The organism is Mycobacterium sp. SMC-21 (genome assembly GCF_045310825.1).
Lineage (GTDB): Bacteria > Actinomycetota > Actinomycetes > Mycobacteriales > Mycobacteriaceae > Mycobacterium.
Window position 1 is genome coordinate 24,652 of sequence record NZ_JBJIAO010000024.1, and the last position, 17,193, is coordinate 41,844.

Here is a 17,193-nt window from a genome sequence, read left to right on the forward strand (position 1 = left end):
CGCGGCGTCAGATCACGAAACCGCCGTCGATGTTCCAGCTGACGCCCGTGACGAACCCCGACTCGGGGGACGCCAGATAGGCGACGGCGCTGGCCACGTCGCGCGGCTGGCCGTAGCGGCCGACGGCGATCAGCGGGCGCAGGGACTCGGCGAGCTCGCCCTCGTCAGGGTTCATGTCGGTGGCGATCGGGCCCGGCTGGATGTTGTTGATGGTGATGCCGCGTGGGCCGAGCTCGCGCACCAAGCCACGCGTCAGGCCGGCCACGGCCGCCTTGGTCATGGAGTAGACGGACAGGCCGCCCACCGGCGACCGGTCGCCGTTCACACTGCCGATGGTGATGATGCGTCCGCCCTGGCCGAGGTGCGGTACCGCGCGCTGGATCGCGGCAAACACCGCGCGCACGTTGATGTTCACCAGGCGGTCGAACTCTTCCAACGGGAAGTCGTCGATCGGGGCGATGTGCGCGACGCCGGCGTTGTTGACCAGGATGTCGAGGCCGCCGAGCCGCTCGACGGCTTCATCCACGGCCGCGGCGACGGCCAGCGCATCGGCGCTGTCGGCTTTGATGGCGGCCACCTTGGCGCCGGTCGCTTCGAGTTCGTCGACCAGGTCCTGCGCGGCATCGGGCGACGACTGGTACGTGAACGCGACCGCGGCGCCGTCGGCGGCGAGCCGGCGCACAGTCGCGGCGCCGATGCCGCGAGAACCGCCGGTGACCAGTGCACGTCGGCCGGCAAGTGGTGCTTCCGAGGTGGTGCTCATGAGCTCTCCAAGTCGTGGGGATGATTCTTTCGAACCGATCGGTTACTAAGTACGCTCAGGACAAGCTGCTACGGCGGGACTTCATTCCGAACTGTGGCCCGGATCACACAAGGGGGGCTGATGGCGATCGGCAGACCTCGCATGTACGACCCGGAGTGCGTCCTGGACATTGCGATGCGACTGTTCTGGGCGCACGGTTACGACGGAGTGTCCATCGCCGATCTCGCGGCCGCCACCGGGGTGAACCGGCGCGGGCTGTACGCCGAATACGGTTCCAAGGCCGACCTTTTCCGGGCCGCCGTGCGGCGCTACCAGGCCGGACCCGGTAGGTACGCGGAACGGGCGCTGGCCCTGCCCACCGCATGGGATACCGCGTACGCCATGGTGCACGGCGCCGTCGACGCGTCAGCGGGGACAGCGGGTCCGCGGGGCTGCCTGCTGGTGCAGAGCGCCCTGGCCTCCGGCGACGAGGCGGCGGCATTGCACGCCGAACTGGCGCAACTGCGCGAAGACGCCGTTGCTCACATGGCCGAACGGTTCACCGCAGCCCAACGTGTGGGCGAACTACCCGGGGCGGACCCGGAGGTGCTGGCCCGCTGGATCGGGGCGGTCTGTCAGGGCCTGGCAGTCCAGGCCAACAGCGGTGCCGACCGCGACGAATTGCACGCGGTCGCCGATCAGGCGCTGCGCGCCTGGCCCGAACCGCGTCAGGCCGGGGTTCCCGGCGCATCCTCCTGAACCCCGGTCTTGATCTGCAGTGGTTCGGGGCTGCGCCGGGACTTGCGCAGCCGGGCTTCGAGGCGGGTCGCCAGTGCCGACAACGCGAAGTTGAGGCTGATCATCAGGGCCGCGATCACCAGCAGCGCGGGGATGTAGTTGCTGTACGCCGAACCGATGTTCGTGCCCTGGCGCACCATCTCGACGAAGGTGATCTGGTAGCCGATCGCGGTGTCCTTGAGCACCACCACCATCTGGGACACCAGCACCGGCAGCATCGACGTCACGGCCTGGGGGAGCAGGATCAGTCGCAGGGTCTGACCGGGCCGCAGACCCAGTGCGACGGCGGCCTCACGCTGGCCGCGCGGCAGCGCGTGCACACCGGCCCGCACGATCTCCGCGATCACGGTGCCGTTGTACAGCGTCAGGCCGGTGATCACGCCGGCCAGTGCCAGTTGGCGCGACGGGAAGACGTCGTACAGCGCGTACAGGAAATACGCGAACAACATCATGATCAGGACCGGGACGGCACGGAAGAACTCGACGACCACCGAGCAGACCCAGCGCACCGGACGAGCATCCGACAACCGGCCCATGCCCAGCGCCAGACCTAGGACGAGCGCCAGCACGATCGAGACCGCGGCCGCCGTCAACGTGCCGGCCACCCCGGGCAGCACGTACGTCGTCCACAGGTTCGCCGTCAGGAACGGGTGCCATTTCGCTTCGGTCAGTTGGCCTTTCGACTCGAACTGCCACAGCACCCAGCCGGCCATCGCGATGATCACCGCGACGATGACGGCGGCGAACAACAGGTTGCGCCGCTGCGCCCGTGGGCCCGGGGCGTCGTAGAGGACGGAAGCTTCGCTCATCAGTGCCCGCCCTTCGCGCACGCGCTCAACCGGAGTCCTCTGTTCTTCGCGCAAGCGCTCATCACCGCACCACCGCGTATCGCTTACCCAACCAACCGAACAACAGCCCCAACGGCAACGTCAGGACCACGAAACCCGCGGCGAAGATCGAGCCGACCGCCAGCAGCGCCGCGGTGTTCTCGATCATTTCCTTCATCAGCAGCGCCGCCTCGGCCACGCCGATGGCCGAAGCGATGGTGGTGTTCTTCACCAGGGCGATCAGCACCGAACCCAGCGGATTGATCACCGCGCGAAAAGCCTGCGGCAACAGGATCAACCGCAGGTTCTGCCCGAAGCTCATGCCCAGCGAGCGCGCGGCCTCGGCCTGCCCCAGCGGCACGGTGTTGACGCCCGAACGCAGCGTCTCGCACACGAACGACGCGGTGTAGACCGTCAACCCGAGCGCCGCGAGCCGAAAGTTGCTGTCCACCACGGCCGTCGGTGAATGTGGATCGACCAGGGTGATCCGCAGGGTGTTCCCGATACCGAACGAACAGAACAGGATGATCAGCGTCAACGGGGTGTTGCGGACCACGTTGACGTATGCCGTGCCCAGCCAGCGCAGCACCGGCACCGGCGACAGCCGCATCGCCGCCAGCACGGTGCCCAGGATCAGTGCCCCGGCCGCGGCGAGCAGCGTCAGCTGGATCGTCGTCCAGAACGCCTTCACGATCTTGCCGCCGTAGGTGCCCCACAGATCGACGCGCTTGGCGCCGCCGGCGCCATTGATGTTGGTGTCCAGCGGAGGAGGCGGCGGCGCCGACAACCCGGCCGGCCCCAGGTTGCGGTCGAACGCGGCCTGCCACTCGCCGGTCTTCTGCATCTTCTCGATGGCGTCGTTGATCTTCTGGCGTAATTCCTTGTCGCCCTTGAGCAATCCGATGCCGTACTTCTCCACCGAGAACGGCTTGCCGACGAGTTTGAAGGCACCCGGCGTCTGCGCGGCGTAGCCCGCCAGGATCACCTCGTCGGTGCTGAGCGCGTCGATGGCGCCGGTCTTCACCGCCTCCAGGCACGCCGAGTAGGTGTCGTATTGCTGCAGCTGCACGCCCGGGTACTTGTCCTTGATGCGTTGTGCCGGTGTGGAACCCGACACCGAGCACAGCTTCTTGTGGTTCTGCAGCGACTCGACGCTGGTGATCTCGTTGTTGTCGGCGCGCACCAGCAGGCTCTGGCCCGTGACCAGATACGGTCCGGCGAACGACACCTTCTGCTTACGGGCGTCGGTGATCGAGTAGGTGGCGACGATGAAGTCGACCTGGTGGTTCTGGATCAGGTTCTCGCGCTGACCCGACGGTGCTTCTTTCCACTCGATGTCGTCGGGTTTGTAGCCCAGCTGCCCGGCCACGTAGGTCGCGACGTCGATGTCGAAGCCGGCCAGCGTGCCGTCGGGCTTCTTCGCGGCCAGGCCGGGCTGGTCGAACTTGGTGCCGATGGTGATCTTCTTGCTGTTGGCGCCGCACGCGCTCAGCGACAACAACGCCACGATCAGCACAGTGACGGCGGCCAGGCGGCGCAGAGTGCGCGTCACGAACCTCTGCCCAATCGATCGTTCCACGATCAGTGGTCCAAGATCTTGCCCAGGAAGTCCCGGGCCCGGTTGGACTTCGGCGCCGTGAAGAACTCGTCGGGCTCGGCGTCCTCGACGATGGTGCCGTCGGCCATGAACACCACCCGGTTCGACGCGCGGCGGGCGAAGCCCATCTCGTGCGTCACCACGATCATGGTCATGCCCTCGGTCGCCAGCGACGTCATCACCGACAGCACCTCGTTGACCATCTCGGGGTCCAGCGCGCTGGTGGGCTCGTCGAACAGCATCACCTTGGGGCCCATGGCCAGGGACCGGGCGATCGCGACGCGCTGCTGCTGACCACCGGACAGCTGCGCCGGGTACTTGTCGGCCTGGTTGGCGACCCCGACCCGCTCCAGCAGCTCGAGCCCCTTCTTGCGGGCCTCGTCCTTGTTCTTCCGCCGCACCTTCATCGGCGCGAGCGTGACGTTCTCGAGAATTGTCTTGTGCGCGAACAGGTTGAACGACTGGAACACCATGCCGACCTCGGACCGCAGCGTGGCCAGCTTGCGGCCCTCTTCGGGCAGGAGCTCACCGTCGATGTGGATCGACCCGGAGTCGATGGTCTCCAGCCGATTGATGGTGCGACACAACGTCGACTTACCCGAACCTGACGGCCCGAGCAGCACCACCACCTGTCCGCGCGGGACTTCGAGATTGATGTCCTTCAGCACATGCAGTGCGCCGAAGTGCTTGTTGACCCCCTTGACCGAGATCATCGGGGTGGCAGGTGACTCGCCGGTGACCATGCGCACAGACACTACCCAGGTAAGCCACGGCGCGCGGATCAGTCACAGAAACCCGGAAACCCTTCGGCAAATTTGGTATAAATCGCGCCGCCCGTACGATTGGCACGTGATTTCGACAGCGACTCCGGACGTGGAAGCTGACGCCACGGAGTCCGCTACGGGTTCCGGCGCGGGACGCACCTACCAGGTCCGCACCTACGGGTGTCAGATGAACGTCCACGATTCCGAGCGGCTCGCCGGCCTGCTCGAAGACGCCGGATACCGGCGTGCCGAGGACGGCACCGACGCCGACGTCGTGGTCTTCAACACCTGCGCGGTGCGAGAGAACGCCGACAACAAGCTCTACGGCAACATCAGCCACCTGGCGCCGCGCAAGGAAGCCGACCCGAACATGCAGATCGCCGTCGGCGGCTGCCTGGCGCAGAAGGACCGCGACACGGTGCTGAGCAAGGCGCCGTGGGTCGACGTGGTGTTCGGCACGCACAACATCGGCTCACTGCCGGTGCTGCTGGAACGCGCCCGCCACAACCGCGAAGCCCAGGTCGAGATCGTCGAGGCCCTTCAGGAGTTCCCCTCGGCGCTGCCGGCCACGCGCGAATCTTCTTACGCCGCTTGGGTTTCCATCTCGGTGGGCTGCAACAACACCTGCACGTTCTGCATCGTGCCGTCGCTGCGCGGCAAGGAAGTCGACCGGCGTCCCGGCGACATCCTCGCCGAGGTGAAGTCCCTCGTGGACCAGGGCGTCCTGGAGATCACGCTGCTGGGCCAGAACGTCAACGCGTATGGCGTTTCGTTCTCGCAGGACGAACGACTCCGCGAAAATCCGGACGCCTGGACCGACATCGAGCGCGACCGCGGCGCGTTCGCCAAACTGCTGCGCGCCTGCGGCGACATCGAGGGCCTCGAGCGGGTCCGGTTCACCTCGCCGCACCCCGCCGAGTTCACCGACGACGTCATCGAAGCCATGGCGGCCACCCCGAACATCTGCCCGACGCTGCACATGCCGCTGCAGTCGGGATCGGACCGCATCCTCAAGGAGATGCGCCGCTCCTACCGCGCCGAGAAGTACCTCGGCATCATCGAACGGGTGCGTGCCGCGATCCCGCATGCGGCCATCACCACCGACATCATCGTCGGGTTCCCCGGGGAGACCGAAGAGGACTTCCAGGCCACCCTCGACGTCGTCGAACGCGCCCGGTTCTCCAGCGCCTTCACGTTCCAGTACTCCAAGCGGCCTGGTACCCCGGCCGCCGAGCTGCCCGACCAGCTTCCGAAAGAGGTTGTGTCCGAACGGTATATGCGGCTCATCGAGCTGCAGGAGCGCATCTCCTGGGAGGAGAACCTGGCACAGGTCGGCCGTGAGGTCGAGCTGCTGGTGGCCACCGGCGAAGGCCGCAAGGATTCCGCGACCGAGAGAATGTCGGGCCGTGCGCGCGACGGCCGGCTCGTGCACTTCACCCCGGGTGACGCCGACATCCGTCCCGGCGACATCGTCGCCACGACCGTCACCGGTGCCGCCCCGCACCACCTGATCGCCGACACGCCGATCATCAGCCACCGCCGCACCCGCGCGGGCGACGCGCACGCCGCGGGCCGCAAACCCACCACCGGCGTCGGGCTGGGCATGCCGCAGATCGGCGCGCCCCCCGTCACGCCCGTAGAGCAGGGATGTTCACGATGAACGACACCAAGCCCGGACAGCCCAACGGCGGCGCGAACGGCGAATTCGAGGAATTCAAGGACGACATCGACGCCGCCGAGCAGCGCATCGCCCGGGAGATCGACCCGGGCGGCCGCGCCATGGTCGTGGCGATCTGCGTTTTCGTCATCCTGCTGTCGTTTGTGCTGCCGCACACCGGTGGCGTCAAGGGCTTCGACGTCCTGCTCGGCGATCAGGCCGCCCTGGACGCCAAGATTCTGCTGCCGTCGCGGGTGTTCGTCTGGCTGATCCTGGTCTTCAGCGTCGGCTTCTCGATGCTGGCGCTGCTGACCCGCCGCTGGGGCCTGGCCTGGATCGCGCTGGCCGGCTCCGCCGTGTCGTGCTTCCTCGGGATGCTGGCCATCTGGTCGCGCAACACCGTCGTCAAGCCCTACCCGGGACCCGGATTCGGGCTCTACCTGGCATGGATCGCCGTCATCCTGCTGACGTTCCACTGGGCCCGCGTGGTGTGGTCACGCACCGCGGTGCAGCTGGCCGCCGAGGCGCAGCGCCGCGAATCGACCGCCGAGCAGCAGAAACGCGGGCTGCTCGACGGCCCGGACGAACCTACTTCTTGATCGCGGCGGAAGCCGCGTCGGCCCACTCACGCCACTGCGCCGCACTGGCCCGCGCCTTCTCGGCATCCTTCGTCTTGCCGGCGGCCTCGGCCTTCTCGGCCTGACGCTCGAACTGCTCGGCGCGCTCGCGGAACTGGTCGGCCCGGGCCTGCGCCTCCGGGTCGCTCCAGCCGCTCTGCGCGGCGTCGCGGATCTTCTTCTCGACGGCCCGCAGCCGGCGCTCCAGCTCCGCGGTGCGGTCGCGTGAAGCCTTGCCGATGGCGTCCCACTTGTCGCCGATGGCCCGGAATGCCGCGCGCGCGGCCTCGACATCGCTGATGTCGATCTTCTCGGCCTCGGCCAGCAGCTCGGCCTTGGCGTCGGCGTTGGCGTTGAACTCGGCGTCCTTCTCGGCGTTGACCGCGTTGCGGGCGCTGAAGAACGTGTCCTGGGCGGCCTTGAACCGCTTCCACAGGGCGTCGTCGACGTCCTTGGCGGCGCGGCCCGCGGCCTTCCACTGCGTCAGCAGATCGCGGAATGTCGCGGAGGTGGCGCCCCAGTCCGTGGAGCTGGACAGCGCCTCGGCGCGTTCACACAGCGCCTCCTTGGCCTGACGGACGCCGACCCGCTCGCGATCGAGCTCGGCGAAGTGCGAGCCCCGGCGCCGGTTGAACGCCTCGCGGGCCGCCGAGTAGCGCTTCCACAGCGCGTCGTCGACCTTGCGGTCCAGGCCGGTGATGGTCCGCCACTCGTCGAGGATCGCGCGCAGCCGGTCGCCGCCGGCCTTCCACTGTGTGGAGTTGGCGCCGATCTCCTCGGCCTCGGCGGCCAGGGCTTCCTTGCGGGCAGTCTGGGCGGCCCGGTGCTCGTCGCGCTTGGCCCGCTCCTCCTGCGCGCTGGCGCCCGCCTGCTCGACGATGGTGCTCAGCCGGGCACTCAGGGCATCGACATCGCCCAGTACCGAGGCCTCCGGCAGCGATTCCAGCAGCGTCGCGGCGGCCGACTTGATCTTGCGGGCGTCGCCACTACCGCTACCGAGCCGGTGCTCCAGCAGCGCCACCTCGGTGCTCAGGTCGTCGTACCGGCGGCCGAAGTGGGCGTACGCGGCCTCCGCGTCGCCCGCCTGCCACGACGCGATCTTGCGCTCGCCGGCGGCGGTGATGAGCCATACCGTGCCGTCGTCGTCGACGCGGCCGAAGCGGTGCGGATCGCACGTCGGCGCGGCAGCCACAGGTGGCGCCGGAGGGTGGTGCGGGATGGCGCTCGGTTTGGGACCGGGGCGCGGCGGACCGGGCCGAGGAGTCGGTTTCGGGGTGTTGCCGGGTTCGGTGGTGGTCATCTCGTGCTCCTCATGCCCGCGCGTGGGTGACCCACGCTTCTGCCGCGCGACGCGGCGCCGTCATCTGGTACTCGCACGCTATTCAAACAGGTCGACCCGCCGTCTGCGCAGGCGTTTGCCGGACTCGTTAGCGTGGACGCGTGCGTAGCGCCGGCCTGACACATATCGCCATCGTCCCGTCGGCCCCCATTCTGGTGCCTGAGCTGGCGTCCGGCGCGGCGGTCGAACTGGCCGACCTGACGGCGGCCGTGCGCGGGGCGGTGCAGGACCTGCCGTCGCGTTGGGTGGCGGTCGGCGTCGGTCCGGAGGATGGCCGGGTGCCCGGCGACGCGGTCGGCACCTTCGCCGGTTACGGCGCAGACGTCCGGGTGACGTTCACGCCGGCCGCGGACGGGGAGGTACGGCCTCTGCCGCTGTGCGCGCTGATCGCCGGCTGGCTGCGGGGGAGTGTCGACGCGGGAGCGACCGTCGACGTGCGGGTTTTCGCCGACGGTCTGGCGTCGGACATCGCGCTGGAGCGCGGCCGTGCCCTGCGCGCGGAGCTGGACGCGGTCGCTGACCCCGTCGGCGTGCTGGTGGTCGCCGACGGCGCGAACACCCTGACGGCCGCGGCGCCCGGCGGCTTCGATCCGGATTCCGTTGCGCGACAAGCACAGTGGGATGACGCGTTGGCCACCGGTGACGTGGCGGCGATCGCGGGGCTGTCCGGCGTCCTCGGCCGCGTCGCCTACCAGGTGCTGGCCGGGCTGGCCGGACCCGACCCGAAAGCGACGGAGCTGTATCGCGGCGCGCCCTACGGCGTCGGCTACTTCGTCGGTACCTGGACCGCGCAGTGAGGCCCATCGCGGTCGTCGGCCCCACCGGCACCGGCAAGTCGGCCCTGGCACTCGACCTCGCCGAACAGCTGGGCGGCGAGATCGTGAACGCCGACGCCATGCAGCTCTACCGCGGCATGGACATCGGCACCGCCAAGCTGACGGTGCCCGAGCGGCGCGGCATCGTGCACCACCAGCTCGACGTCCTCGAGGTCACCGACAACGCGACCGTCGCGAAGTACCAGGCGGCCGCCGCGGCCGACATCGAGGACATCGCCGCTCGCGGCGCCGTGCCGGTGATCGTCGGCGGATCGATGATGTACATCCAGGCACTGCTCGACGAATGGTCGTTCCCGGCGACCGATCCCGCGGTGCGGGCCCGGTGGGAGGACCGGCTGGCCGAGGTCGGGGTCACCGCCCTGCACGGCGAGCTGGCGCGCGTCGACCCCGAGGCCGCCGCGTCGATCCTGAACACCGACGGCCGGCGCATCGTGCGGGCGCTCGAGGTCGTCGAACTCACCGGGCAGCCGTTCGCGGCGTCGGCGCCACAGATCGGGGCCCCGCGCTGGGACACCCTGATCGTCGGATTGGACTGGGACACAGAGGTTCTCGATGACCGGCTGCAGCGCCGTACCGACTTGATGTTCGCCTCCGGGCTGGTCGAGGAGGTGGTGGCGCTGCGTGCCCGCGGCCTGCGCGACGGAGTGACGGCGGCCCGGGCCCTGGGCTACGCGCAGGTGCTGGCGGCGCTGGACGCCGGGGGCGACCCCGCTACGGCCGATGCCGCGATGGCAGAAGCCAAGGAGCGGACGTTCATCGGCACCCGGCGCTACGTGCGCCGGCAGCGGTCGTGGTTCCGGCGCGATCACCGGATCGTCTGGCTGGCCGGTGACGCTCCGGACAACGCAGCCGAGGTGGCGCGTCGGTGGCGCCACGTATCCTGAAGCTGTGCGGTTTTCGAAAGGGCACGGCACCCAGAACGACTTCGTGGTGCTGCCCGATGTCGACGCCGAACTGAAGCTGACCCCCTCGGTCATCGCCGCGTTGTGCGACCGGCGCCGCGGACTGGGGGCCGACGGCCTGCTGCGGGTCACCAAGGCCGGGGCCGCACAGGAGGCCGGCGTGTTCGACCGCCTGCCCGACGGCGTGGCCGCCGACGACTGGTACATGGACTACCGCAACGCCGACGGCTCCATCGCCCAGATGTGCGGCAACGGCGTCCGTGTCTTCGCGCACTACCTGCGCGCCTCCGGGCTCGAGCACCGTGACGAATTCGTGGTCGGTTCCCTGGCCGGGCCGCGTCCGGTGACCCTGCACGGCGCCGACGCGGTCAACGCCGAGGTCACCGTCGAGATGGGCAAGGCCCGTTCGTACGGGCACGGCAAGGCGGTCATCGCCGGCCGGACCTTCGAGGGCCTGGCCGTCGACGTCGGCAACCCGCACCTGGCGTGCGTCGATCCGGCGCTGAACATGGCCGGGCTCACCGCGCTGGACATCGCGGCGCCGGTGTCCTTCGACGCCGACCAGTTCCCCGAGGGCGTCAACGTCGAGGTGCTGACCGCGCCCGCCAACGGGGTGGTGGCCATGCGGGTGCACGAGCGCGGCGTGGGCGAAACCCGCTCCTGTGGAACCGGAACGGTCGCTGCGACGTTGGCAGCACTGAACCACACCGGCGCGGACACCGGCAGCCTGCGGGTGGTGATCCCCGGCGGCGAGGTCAGCGTGACCATCACCGCGGACACCAGCTACCTGCGTGGGCCGTCGGTGCTGCTGGCGCACGGCGAACTGGCCGCCGAATGGTGGCACGAGAACGAAGGAAATTCAGATGCGGCCCGCTGACTTTGCGGGCACCATCGATAACTACCTATGACCTATCCCGAAACACCCAGCGTCGGTGAACTAGCCCTCGAAGACCGGGCGGCACTGCGCCGCGTTGCCGGTCTGTCGACCGAACTGGCCGACATCTCCGAAGTCGAATACCGCCAGCTGCGCCTCGAACGCGTGGTGCTGGTCGGTGTCTGGACCGACGGTACGTCGGCCGACGCCGACAACAGCCTCGCCGAACTCGCCGCGCTCGCCGAGACCGCCGGCTCCGAGGTGCTCGAAGGCCTCATCCAGCGCCGCGACAAACCGGACGCCTCGACGTACATCGGCTCCGGCAAGGCCCAGGAGTTGCGCGAGATCGTGCTCGCCACCGGCGCCGACACCGTCATCTGTGACGGTGAACTGAGCCCCGCGCAGCTGAACTCGCTGGAAAAGGTGGTGAAGGTCAAGGTCATCGACCGCACCGCGCTGATCCTCGACATCTTCGCCCAGCACGCCACCAGCCGCGAGGGCAAGGCCCAGGTGTCGCTGGCCCAGATGGAGTACATGCTGCCGCGCCTGCGCGGCTGGGGTGAGTCGATGTCCCGGCAGGCCGGTGGTCGTGCCGGTGGTGCCGGTGGCGGCGTGGGTACCCGTGGTCCCGGTGAAACCAAGATCGAGACCGACCGGCGACGGATCCGCGAGCGGATGGCCAAGCTGCGCCGCGAGATCAAGGACATGAAGAAGATTCGCGACACCCAGCGGCACAGCCGCCGGGTCAGCGACACCCCGTCCGTCGCGATCGTCGGCTACACCAATGCGGGCAAGTCCAGCCTGCTGAACGCCCTCACCGGCGCGGGCGTGCTGGTGCAGAACGCGCTGTTCGCCACCCTCGAACCGACGACGCGCCGTGGACAGTTGGACGACGGCCGGCCCTTCACCCTGACCGACACCGTCGGGTTCGTGCGGCACCTGCCGACCCAGCTGGTCGAGGCGTTCCGGTCGACGCTGGAGGAGGTCGTCGACGCCGACCTGCTCGTGCACGTGGTCGACGGCTCCGACGCCGATCCGCTGGCGCAGATCAACGCGGTACGCAAGGTCGTCGGCGAAGTCGTCGCCGAGTACGACATCACTGCTCCACGAGAGTTGTTGGTGGTCAACAAGATCGACGCCGCCGGGGATCTGTCGCTGGCCCACCTGCGGCGCGCGTTGCCGGACGCCGTGTTCGTGTCCGCGCACACCGGTGAGGGGCTGGACCGGCTGCGGCTGCGCATGTGCGAGCTGGTCGAGCCGACCGACGCGGCCGTCGACGTGACCATTCCCTACGAGCGGGGCGACCTCGTGGCCCGGGTGCACGCCGAAGGTCGTGTCGAGGCCACCGAGCACACCGCCGACGGCACCCGGATCAAGGGCTGGGTGCCGATGGCCCTGGCCGCCAGCCTCGGCGAGTTCGCCACCGCCTGATCAGGCGGCAGCCTTGGCCGGCTTGTCGGCCTTGTCGGCAGCCGGCTTCACGGCCTTGGGGGTCTTGACCTTCTTGTCCTTCTTCGGCTTCTTGGCCTTGTCCGAGTTCTTGTCGGTGGCCTTGTCGCCCTTGTCAGTGGCCTTGTCGCCACCCTTCTCGCCGGCCGAGGTCTGGCCGTCCTTGGCCGGGCCCTGATCGGTGCCGGGCTTCGGGTCCTGCTTCGGGCCGGTCGTGTCGGGGGTCTTGTCGGTCACCTTGGTGTCCGGGGTCTCCGGGTCGGTCACCTTGGTGTCCGGGGTCTTGGTGTCGGTGTCCTTGGTATCGGTGTCCTTGGTATCGGCCGTCGTCGTCACCTTCGGTGCCGTGACGGGCGCGACCTTGGTGTCACCGGTCGGCGTGGCGGACACCGCCGTCGGTGTGCTCGACACGTTGCGGGCCGCCACCGTCGCCGGGGTCGGGGCGGGGGTGGTCGCGGCGATCGGAAGCTGCACCTTGCCGCCGGTGATGTCGCTGATCGCGGCCTTGACGCCCGCGCCGGCCGCGTTGATCAGGTCCTGCGTCAGCGTGATCGGGTTGAGCAGCGGGATCAACCGGAACGGTGCCGGGACGCCGGGGCTGAGGCTGCGGTCGTAGCCGGTGTCGATGAGCACGCGCAGTACCGGTGAGACGAGGTCGACCAGCGGCTTGATGATGAAGCTGGTGTGGGTGAAGCCGCCGAACTCCAGGAACGGCCGCACGATCGGCAGGGTCTTGGTCGGGATCGTGATGTACGTGGTGTCGCCGTATGTGGTCTGGTTCGCCGGGTCCTTCAACGCGGCGTCCAACTCTGTGGGCGTGTACTCGAGGTCGGGGATCTCGCCGGCATCGCTGTTCTCGTTGGGTGCCAGGTAGGTGCCATGGGTGTACCAGAAACCGGCGATGGCGTTGAGGTCGGCGAGCAGGTTGATCGGGTACAGCGGGAAGTCGGCGACGCCGTCGTACTCGAACGCGATGTCGGTGGTCTTGATGCCGGTGTTGGTGGGTGCCGGCAGGCCGAAGGTGACGTCCCAGATCGGCACGGTGCCCAGGAAGGCCAGTCGTTCGAACAGGCCGCCGTTGGGCCGGTTGGTGTTGCCGATCATGACGAACGCCAGTTTGGCCTTCTGGGCATCGGTGAGACCCGACAGCGTGGCCTTCTCACGGCTGACGATGTTGCCGCCCTGGGAGTAGCCGAAGATGATGACGGGATTCTGGGGCGTCGCTGTCGGCAGGGCCAGCTGTAGCGCCGTATCCAGAGCTTGGATGCCCTGGCCCGTCGAGTCGTTCCACTTGGCGCCGGACAGTCCGCCCCAGCCGGGCAGCGGGATCGGCCAGAACTGGGCGGGATAGTTGATGCCTTGCAGGTTGCAGTTGTTCTGAAGCGTGCACGCCGGGTTGAACGGTGCGATGTAGTAGGTGTCCGCGTTCTCCCGGTAGCCGGGCACGATGTTGGCGTTGGGTGTGCCGGTGCCCGGGACGATCAGCGCGGTCGCGGCGAGGGTGAACGCGGCCGTGACCATCGACACCACGCCGAGCAGGACCGTGCCGAGCACCGTCAGCATCACGGCCAGCGTTGCGGGAATCGTGCGTCCGAGTGTGCGCATCCCTCGCCCCCTTTCGACGTCGCCGATCTGCTCATCGGCACCCGTTTCGCATCGTCGCACTGTGACCTTGCCGGTATCCGGTGTTTGCCGAAAATTTGTCGAGCGTGTCGATTCTTCGGTACGCCCGTACCGGTCGACCGTGGGTGAAATCACACCGAGGCGATACCGCTTGCGGGGCAAGGTGTTTGGCGCCGCGGGCGGGGCGGGGCCATAGGCGGTCGTCCGCAGGCGACTCGTTCGGCACTAGGCTTTGACCAACATCGGCTGCGCACCTTCGCAGGTCATGGCCGCCGATCACGTCGTGGAACGGCTGAGAGCCTTCAGTTCCCTCTGCACCAGCATTTCTCGCGGCGACCGATATTGCCGCCGGCATTGTCGACCCACCGTGCCTGAAAGGCTGTAATCCCTCATGTCCGCAGAACAATCATCGTCGTTCGCCGAGCTCGGCGTTCCCGAGGCGCTCGTCGCCTCGCTCGCCGGACGCGGTATCGCCGCGCCCTTCCCGATCCAGGTCAGCACCCTGCCCGACACCCTCGCGGGCCGGGACGTGCTCGGCCGCGGCCGCACGGGCAGCGGCAAGACGCTGGCCTTCTCCATTCCGCTCGTGGCGCGGCTGGCCGGCGCCGCGCGACGCCCGTCGCGTCCCACCGGTCTGGTGCTGGCCCCGACCCGCGAGCTTGCCACCCAGATCGCCGCGACCGTCGAACCGCTGGCCAGCGCAGTCGGGCTGAACGTCACCACCATCTTCGGTGGCGTGTCGCAGAACCGTCAGGTGGCGGCGCTGCAGGCGGGCGTCGACATCGTCATCGCCTGCCCGGGCCGTCTCGAAGACCTCATGAAGCAGAAGCTGGTGAGCCTCGACGCCGTGCAGATCACCGTGCTGGACGAGGCCGACCACATGGCCGACCTCGGCTTCCTGCCGGGTGTCACCCGAATTCTCGCGGCCACCCCTGCCGGCGGTCAGCGGCTGCTGTTCTCGGCGACGCTCGACAACGGCGTCGACAAGCTGGTGCGGCGCTTCCTGTCCGACCCGATCACCCACTCGGTCGACGAGATCGACGCGCCGCCGCCGGCCATGACCCACCATGTGTTCCACGTCGCCGGTGCGGCGGAGAAGCGCGACCTGGTGCAGCGGCTGGCGTCGGGCACCGGCCGGCGCATCCTGTTCATGCGCACCAAGCACCAGGCCCGCAAGCTGGCCCGGCAGCTCACCGAGGCCGGCGTGCCGTCGGTCGACCTGCACGGCAACCTGTCCCAGCCGGCGCGTGACCGCAACCTGGCCGCATTCAGCTCGGGAGAGGCGCGCGTCCTCGTCGCCACCGACATCGCCGCGCGCGGTGTCCACGTCGACGAGGTCGAACTCGTGGTCCATGTGGACCCGCCCGCCGAGCACAAGGCATACCTGCACCGCTCGGGCCGTACGGCCCGAGCCGGGAGCGCCGGCGACGTCGTCACCGTCGTGCTGCCCGAGCAACGCAAGGACGCCCAGCAGCTGCTGCGCAAGGCCGGTATCACCGCCCGTCCGCAGGAGGTCGTCGCCGATTCTGCGTCGGTGCAGGCGCTGGTTGGCGAGATCGCGCCGTACCGCGCGCCCGCACCCAAGGAGGCGCCCGCGCCGCGTGGCGGAAACCGGCCGGCCAAGACGGCCACTGCGGGTCAGGCGCAGCGTCGCCGCCGCCGCAGCACGGGTGGCCTGCAGGCTCCCGGGCGTGCGCAGTCGGGCCGTTCGCAGTCGCAGTCGGGCCGTTCGCAGTCGGGACGTAGCCAGTCGGGACGTAGCCAGTCGGGACGTAGCCAGTCGCGGTAGTTCGTGCCCGGCGACGCGCCGGGTGTGGGCCCGCTCACAACCAACCGTCCGGTTGGGATAAGTTGGTGCAAACTTATCCAGTACCGGAGGTCTCGCATGGGTGTCATCAAGTACGACCGCACGTTGTTCGAACCTGAGCACGAGTTGTTCCGGGAGTCGTACCGCGCGTTCCTCGACCGGCACGCCGAGCCCTACCGCGAGGAATGGGAGAAGGCCAAGATCGTCGACCGCGAGGTCTGGCGCGAGGCGGGTAAGCAGGGCTTTCTCGGCATGGCCGTGCCGGAGGAGTACGGCGGCGGCGGGAACCCGGACTTCCGTTACAACGTCATCGTCAGCGAGGAGACCGCGGCGGGACGCCACAGCGGTCTGGGCTTCACGCTGCAGAACGACGTCATCGCGCCGTATCTGCTGGAGCTGGCCAACGACGAGCAGAAGCAGCGCTGGCTGCCCGGGTTCTGCAGTGGCGAACTGATCTGCGCCATCGCGATGACGGAGCCGGGCACCGGCAGTGACCTGCAGGGCATCAAGACCCGCGCGGTCAGGGACGGTGACCACTACGTGCTCAACGGCTCGAAAACGTTCATCACCAACGGTATTCACGCCGACCTGGTGATCGTCGTCGCACAGACCGATCCGGACAAGGGCGCACAGGGCTTCAGCCTGCTGGTGGTCGAGCGTGGCATGGCGGGTTTCGAACGCGGCCGTCACCTCGACAAGATCGGCCTCGACGCGCAGGACACCGCGGAATTGTCGTTCACCGATGTCAAAGTCCCGGTCGAGAATCTGCTCGGCGTCGAGGGCATGGGATTCGTCTATCTGATGCAGAACCTGCCCCAGGAGCGCATTTCCATCGCCGTGATGGCTGCTGCGGCGATGGAGGCGGTGCTGGAATCGACATTGCAATACGCCAAGGAGCGTAAGGCGTTCGGCAAGCCGATCGGCAGCTTCCAGAACAGTCGATTCGTGTTGGCGGAACTGGCGACCGAGGCCACGGCCGTCCGAATCATGGTCGACGAGTTCATTCGCCTGCATCTCGATCGAAAGCTGACAATCGACCAGGCGGCGATGGCCAAATGGTATTCGACGGAGGCGCAGGTCCGGCTGGTGGACCGCTGCCTGCAGTTGCACGGCGGCTACGGCTATATGCGCGAATATCCCATTGCGCGGGCATTCCTGGACTCGCGGATCCAGACCATCTACGGCGGCACCACCGAGATCATGAAGGAGATCATCGGGCGCGGATTGGGCGTTTAACTAATTGACCATGCGGAATTTATTCGCAAATCGATCCGCGACACACTGGTGCGTCACCGCCGGATATCCCGCACTATGGGCATGAACTGAAGCAAAGTTGACAGAATCTCTCGATCAAGAGAGTT

General features: G+C 68.3%; 15 protein-coding genes and 1 pseudogene. 9 read left to right on the forward strand and 7 right to left on the reverse strand.

The genetic code is table 11. The features are described from left to right. Window positions 1-7: 7 nt before the first annotated feature. Window positions 8-763 (reverse strand): 3-oxoacyl-ACP reductase family protein, encoded by a 756-nt coding sequence (locus tag ACJH6H_RS20560; RefSeq protein ID WP_212811733.1) that lies wholly within the window; start codon window positions 761-763, stop codon window positions 8-10. Window positions 764-883: 120 nt separating this feature from the next. Between ACJH6H_RS20560 and ACJH6H_RS20565 the strand changes: the two genes are divergently transcribed. Further along, complete coding sequence (locus tag ACJH6H_RS20565) at window positions 884-1,501, forward strand: TetR/AcrR family transcriptional regulator (protein ID WP_212811732.1); 618 nt, start codon at window positions 884-886, stop codon at window positions 1,499-1,501. Here the strand turns inward: ACJH6H_RS20565 and ACJH6H_RS20570 are convergent. From ACJH6H_RS20570 to ACJH6H_RS20585, 4 genes and pseudogenes are all read right to left on the reverse strand, one after another. After that, window positions 1,471-2,349, reverse strand: a complete 879-nt coding sequence (locus tag ACJH6H_RS20570; RefSeq protein ID WP_212811731.1) for an amino acid ABC transporter permease — start codon at window positions 2,347-2,349, stop codon at window positions 1,471-1,473. The genes ACJH6H_RS20565 and ACJH6H_RS20570 overlap by 31 nt on opposite strands. Window positions 2,350-2,410: 61 nt before the next feature. Further along, window positions 2,411-3,085, reverse strand: a complete 675-nt coding sequence (locus ACJH6H_RS20575; protein ID WP_234791633.1) for an amino acid ABC transporter permease — start codon at window positions 3,083-3,085, stop codon at window positions 2,411-2,413. Window positions 3,086-3,124: 39 nt separating this feature from the next. Then, a pseudogene (locus ACJH6H_RS20580) lies at window positions 3,125-3,919 on the reverse strand (glutamate ABC transporter substrate-binding protein); the annotation flags it as partial. Between the two features lie 29 nt (window positions 3,920-3,948). Then, complete coding sequence (locus tag ACJH6H_RS20585; protein ID WP_165605466.1) at window positions 3,949-4,677, reverse strand: amino acid ABC transporter ATP-binding protein; 729 nt, start codon at window positions 4,675-4,677, stop codon at window positions 3,949-3,951. 160 nt (window positions 4,678-4,837) lie between these two features. Between ACJH6H_RS20585 and miaB the strand changes: the two genes are divergently transcribed. Continuing rightward, window positions 4,838-6,388: a tRNA (N6-isopentenyl adenosine(37)-C2)-methylthiotransferase MiaB gene (miaB, locus tag ACJH6H_RS20590; RefSeq protein WP_212814840.1), complete on the forward strand. Its 1,551-nt coding sequence runs from the start codon at window positions 4,838-4,840 to the stop codon at window positions 6,386-6,388. Next, window positions 6,376-6,984, forward strand: coding sequence for a hypothetical protein (locus tag ACJH6H_RS20595; protein ID WP_212811729.1), 609 nt, complete (start codon window positions 6,376-6,378; stop codon window positions 6,982-6,984). Before miaB ends, ACJH6H_RS20595 begins: the two co-directional genes overlap by 13 nt. Here the strand turns inward: ACJH6H_RS20595 and ACJH6H_RS20600 are convergent. After that, entirely contained in the window at window positions 6,974-8,302 is a 1,329-nt protein-coding gene (locus ACJH6H_RS20600) for a DUF349 domain-containing protein (RefSeq protein ID WP_212811728.1), read from the reverse strand. The genes ACJH6H_RS20595 and ACJH6H_RS20600 overlap by 11 nt on opposite strands. 140 nt (window positions 8,303-8,442) lie before the next feature. Here ACJH6H_RS20600 and ACJH6H_RS20605 point away from each other — a divergent pair, with 140 nt between their 5' ends. From ACJH6H_RS20605 to hflX, 4 genes are read left to right on the forward strand one after another with little or no spacing between them, the layout of a single operon-like run. Further along, window positions 8,443-9,138, forward strand: a complete 696-nt coding sequence (locus tag ACJH6H_RS20605; RefSeq protein ID WP_212811727.1) for a hypothetical protein — start codon at window positions 8,443-8,445, stop codon at window positions 9,136-9,138. Further along, window positions 9,135-10,061 (forward strand): tRNA (adenosine(37)-N6)-dimethylallyltransferase MiaA, encoded by a 927-nt coding sequence (gene miaA / locus ACJH6H_RS20610; RefSeq protein WP_212811726.1) that lies wholly within the window; start codon window positions 9,135-9,137, stop codon window positions 10,059-10,061. Before ACJH6H_RS20605 ends, miaA begins: the two co-directional genes overlap by 4 nt. Before the next feature lie 4 nt (window positions 10,062-10,065). Then, window positions 10,066-10,956 carry a diaminopimelate epimerase gene (dapF, locus tag ACJH6H_RS20615; RefSeq protein WP_212811725.1) on the forward strand — a complete coding sequence of 297 codons (891 nt, stop codon included), beginning with the start codon at window positions 10,066-10,068 and terminating at the stop codon, window positions 10,954-10,956. Window positions 10,957-10,983: 27 nt separating this feature from the next. After that, entirely contained in the window at window positions 10,984-12,384 is a 1,401-nt protein-coding gene (gene hflX, locus ACJH6H_RS20620; protein WP_212811724.1) for a GTPase HflX, read from the forward strand. Here the strand turns inward: hflX and ACJH6H_RS20625 are convergent, their stop codons facing one another. Then, a complete protein-coding gene (locus tag ACJH6H_RS20625) occupies window positions 12,385-14,007 on the reverse strand; it encodes a PE-PPE domain-containing protein (RefSeq protein WP_406775682.1) in 1,623 nt (540 codons plus the stop codon). A 409-nt stretch (window positions 14,008-14,416) separates the two neighbouring features. On the opposite strand from ACJH6H_RS20625, the gene ACJH6H_RS20630 reads away from it, so the two are divergent. Then, complete coding sequence (locus ACJH6H_RS20630; protein WP_406775683.1) at window positions 14,417-15,814, forward strand: DEAD/DEAH box helicase; 1,398 nt, start codon at window positions 14,417-14,419, stop codon at window positions 15,812-15,814. Window positions 15,815-15,910: 96 nt separating this feature from the next. Continuing rightward, window positions 15,911-17,068, forward strand: coding sequence for an acyl-CoA dehydrogenase family protein (locus ACJH6H_RS20635; protein WP_212811721.1), 1,158 nt, complete (start codon window positions 15,911-15,913; stop codon window positions 17,066-17,068). Window positions 17,069-17,193: the final 125 nt, after the last annotated feature.

Bases quoted from the DNA above. Each gene is read 5' to 3' on its own strand.
- ACJH6H_RS20560 (WP_212811733.1), bottom strand. From the start codon at position 763: ATGAGCACCACCTCGGAAGCACCACTTGCCGGCCGACGTGCACTGGTC.
- ACJH6H_RS20565 (WP_212811732.1), top strand. From the start codon at position 884: ATGGCGATCGGCAGACCTCGCATGTACGACCCGGAGTGCGTCCTGGAC.
- ACJH6H_RS20570 (WP_212811731.1), bottom strand. From the start codon at position 2,349: ATGAGCGAAGCTTCCGTCCTCTACGACGCCCCGGGCCCACGGGCGCAG.
- ACJH6H_RS20585 (WP_165605466.1), bottom strand. From the start codon at position 4,677: ATGATCTCGGTCAAGGGGGTCAACAAGCACTTCGGCGCACTGCATGTG.
- ACJH6H_RS20595 (WP_212811729.1), top strand. From the start codon at position 6,376: ATGTTCACGATGAACGACACCAAGCCCGGACAGCCCAACGGCGGCGCG.
- ACJH6H_RS20600 (WP_212811728.1), bottom strand. From the start codon at position 8,302: ATGACCACCACCGAACCCGGCAACACCCCGAAACCGACTCCTCGGCCC.
- hflX (WP_212811724.1), top strand. From the start codon at position 10,984: ATGACCTATCCCGAAACACCCAGCGTCGGTGAACTAGCCCTCGAAGAC.
- ACJH6H_RS20625 (WP_406775682.1), bottom strand. From the start codon at position 14,007: ATGCGCACACTCGGACGCACGATTCCCGCAACGCTGGCCGTGATGCTG.
- ACJH6H_RS20630 (WP_406775683.1), top strand. From the start codon at position 14,417: ATGTCCGCAGAACAATCATCGTCGTTCGCCGAGCTCGGCGTTCCCGAG.
- ACJH6H_RS20635 (WP_212811721.1), top strand. From the start codon at position 15,911: ATGGGTGTCATCAAGTACGACCGCACGTTGTTCGAACCTGAGCACGAG.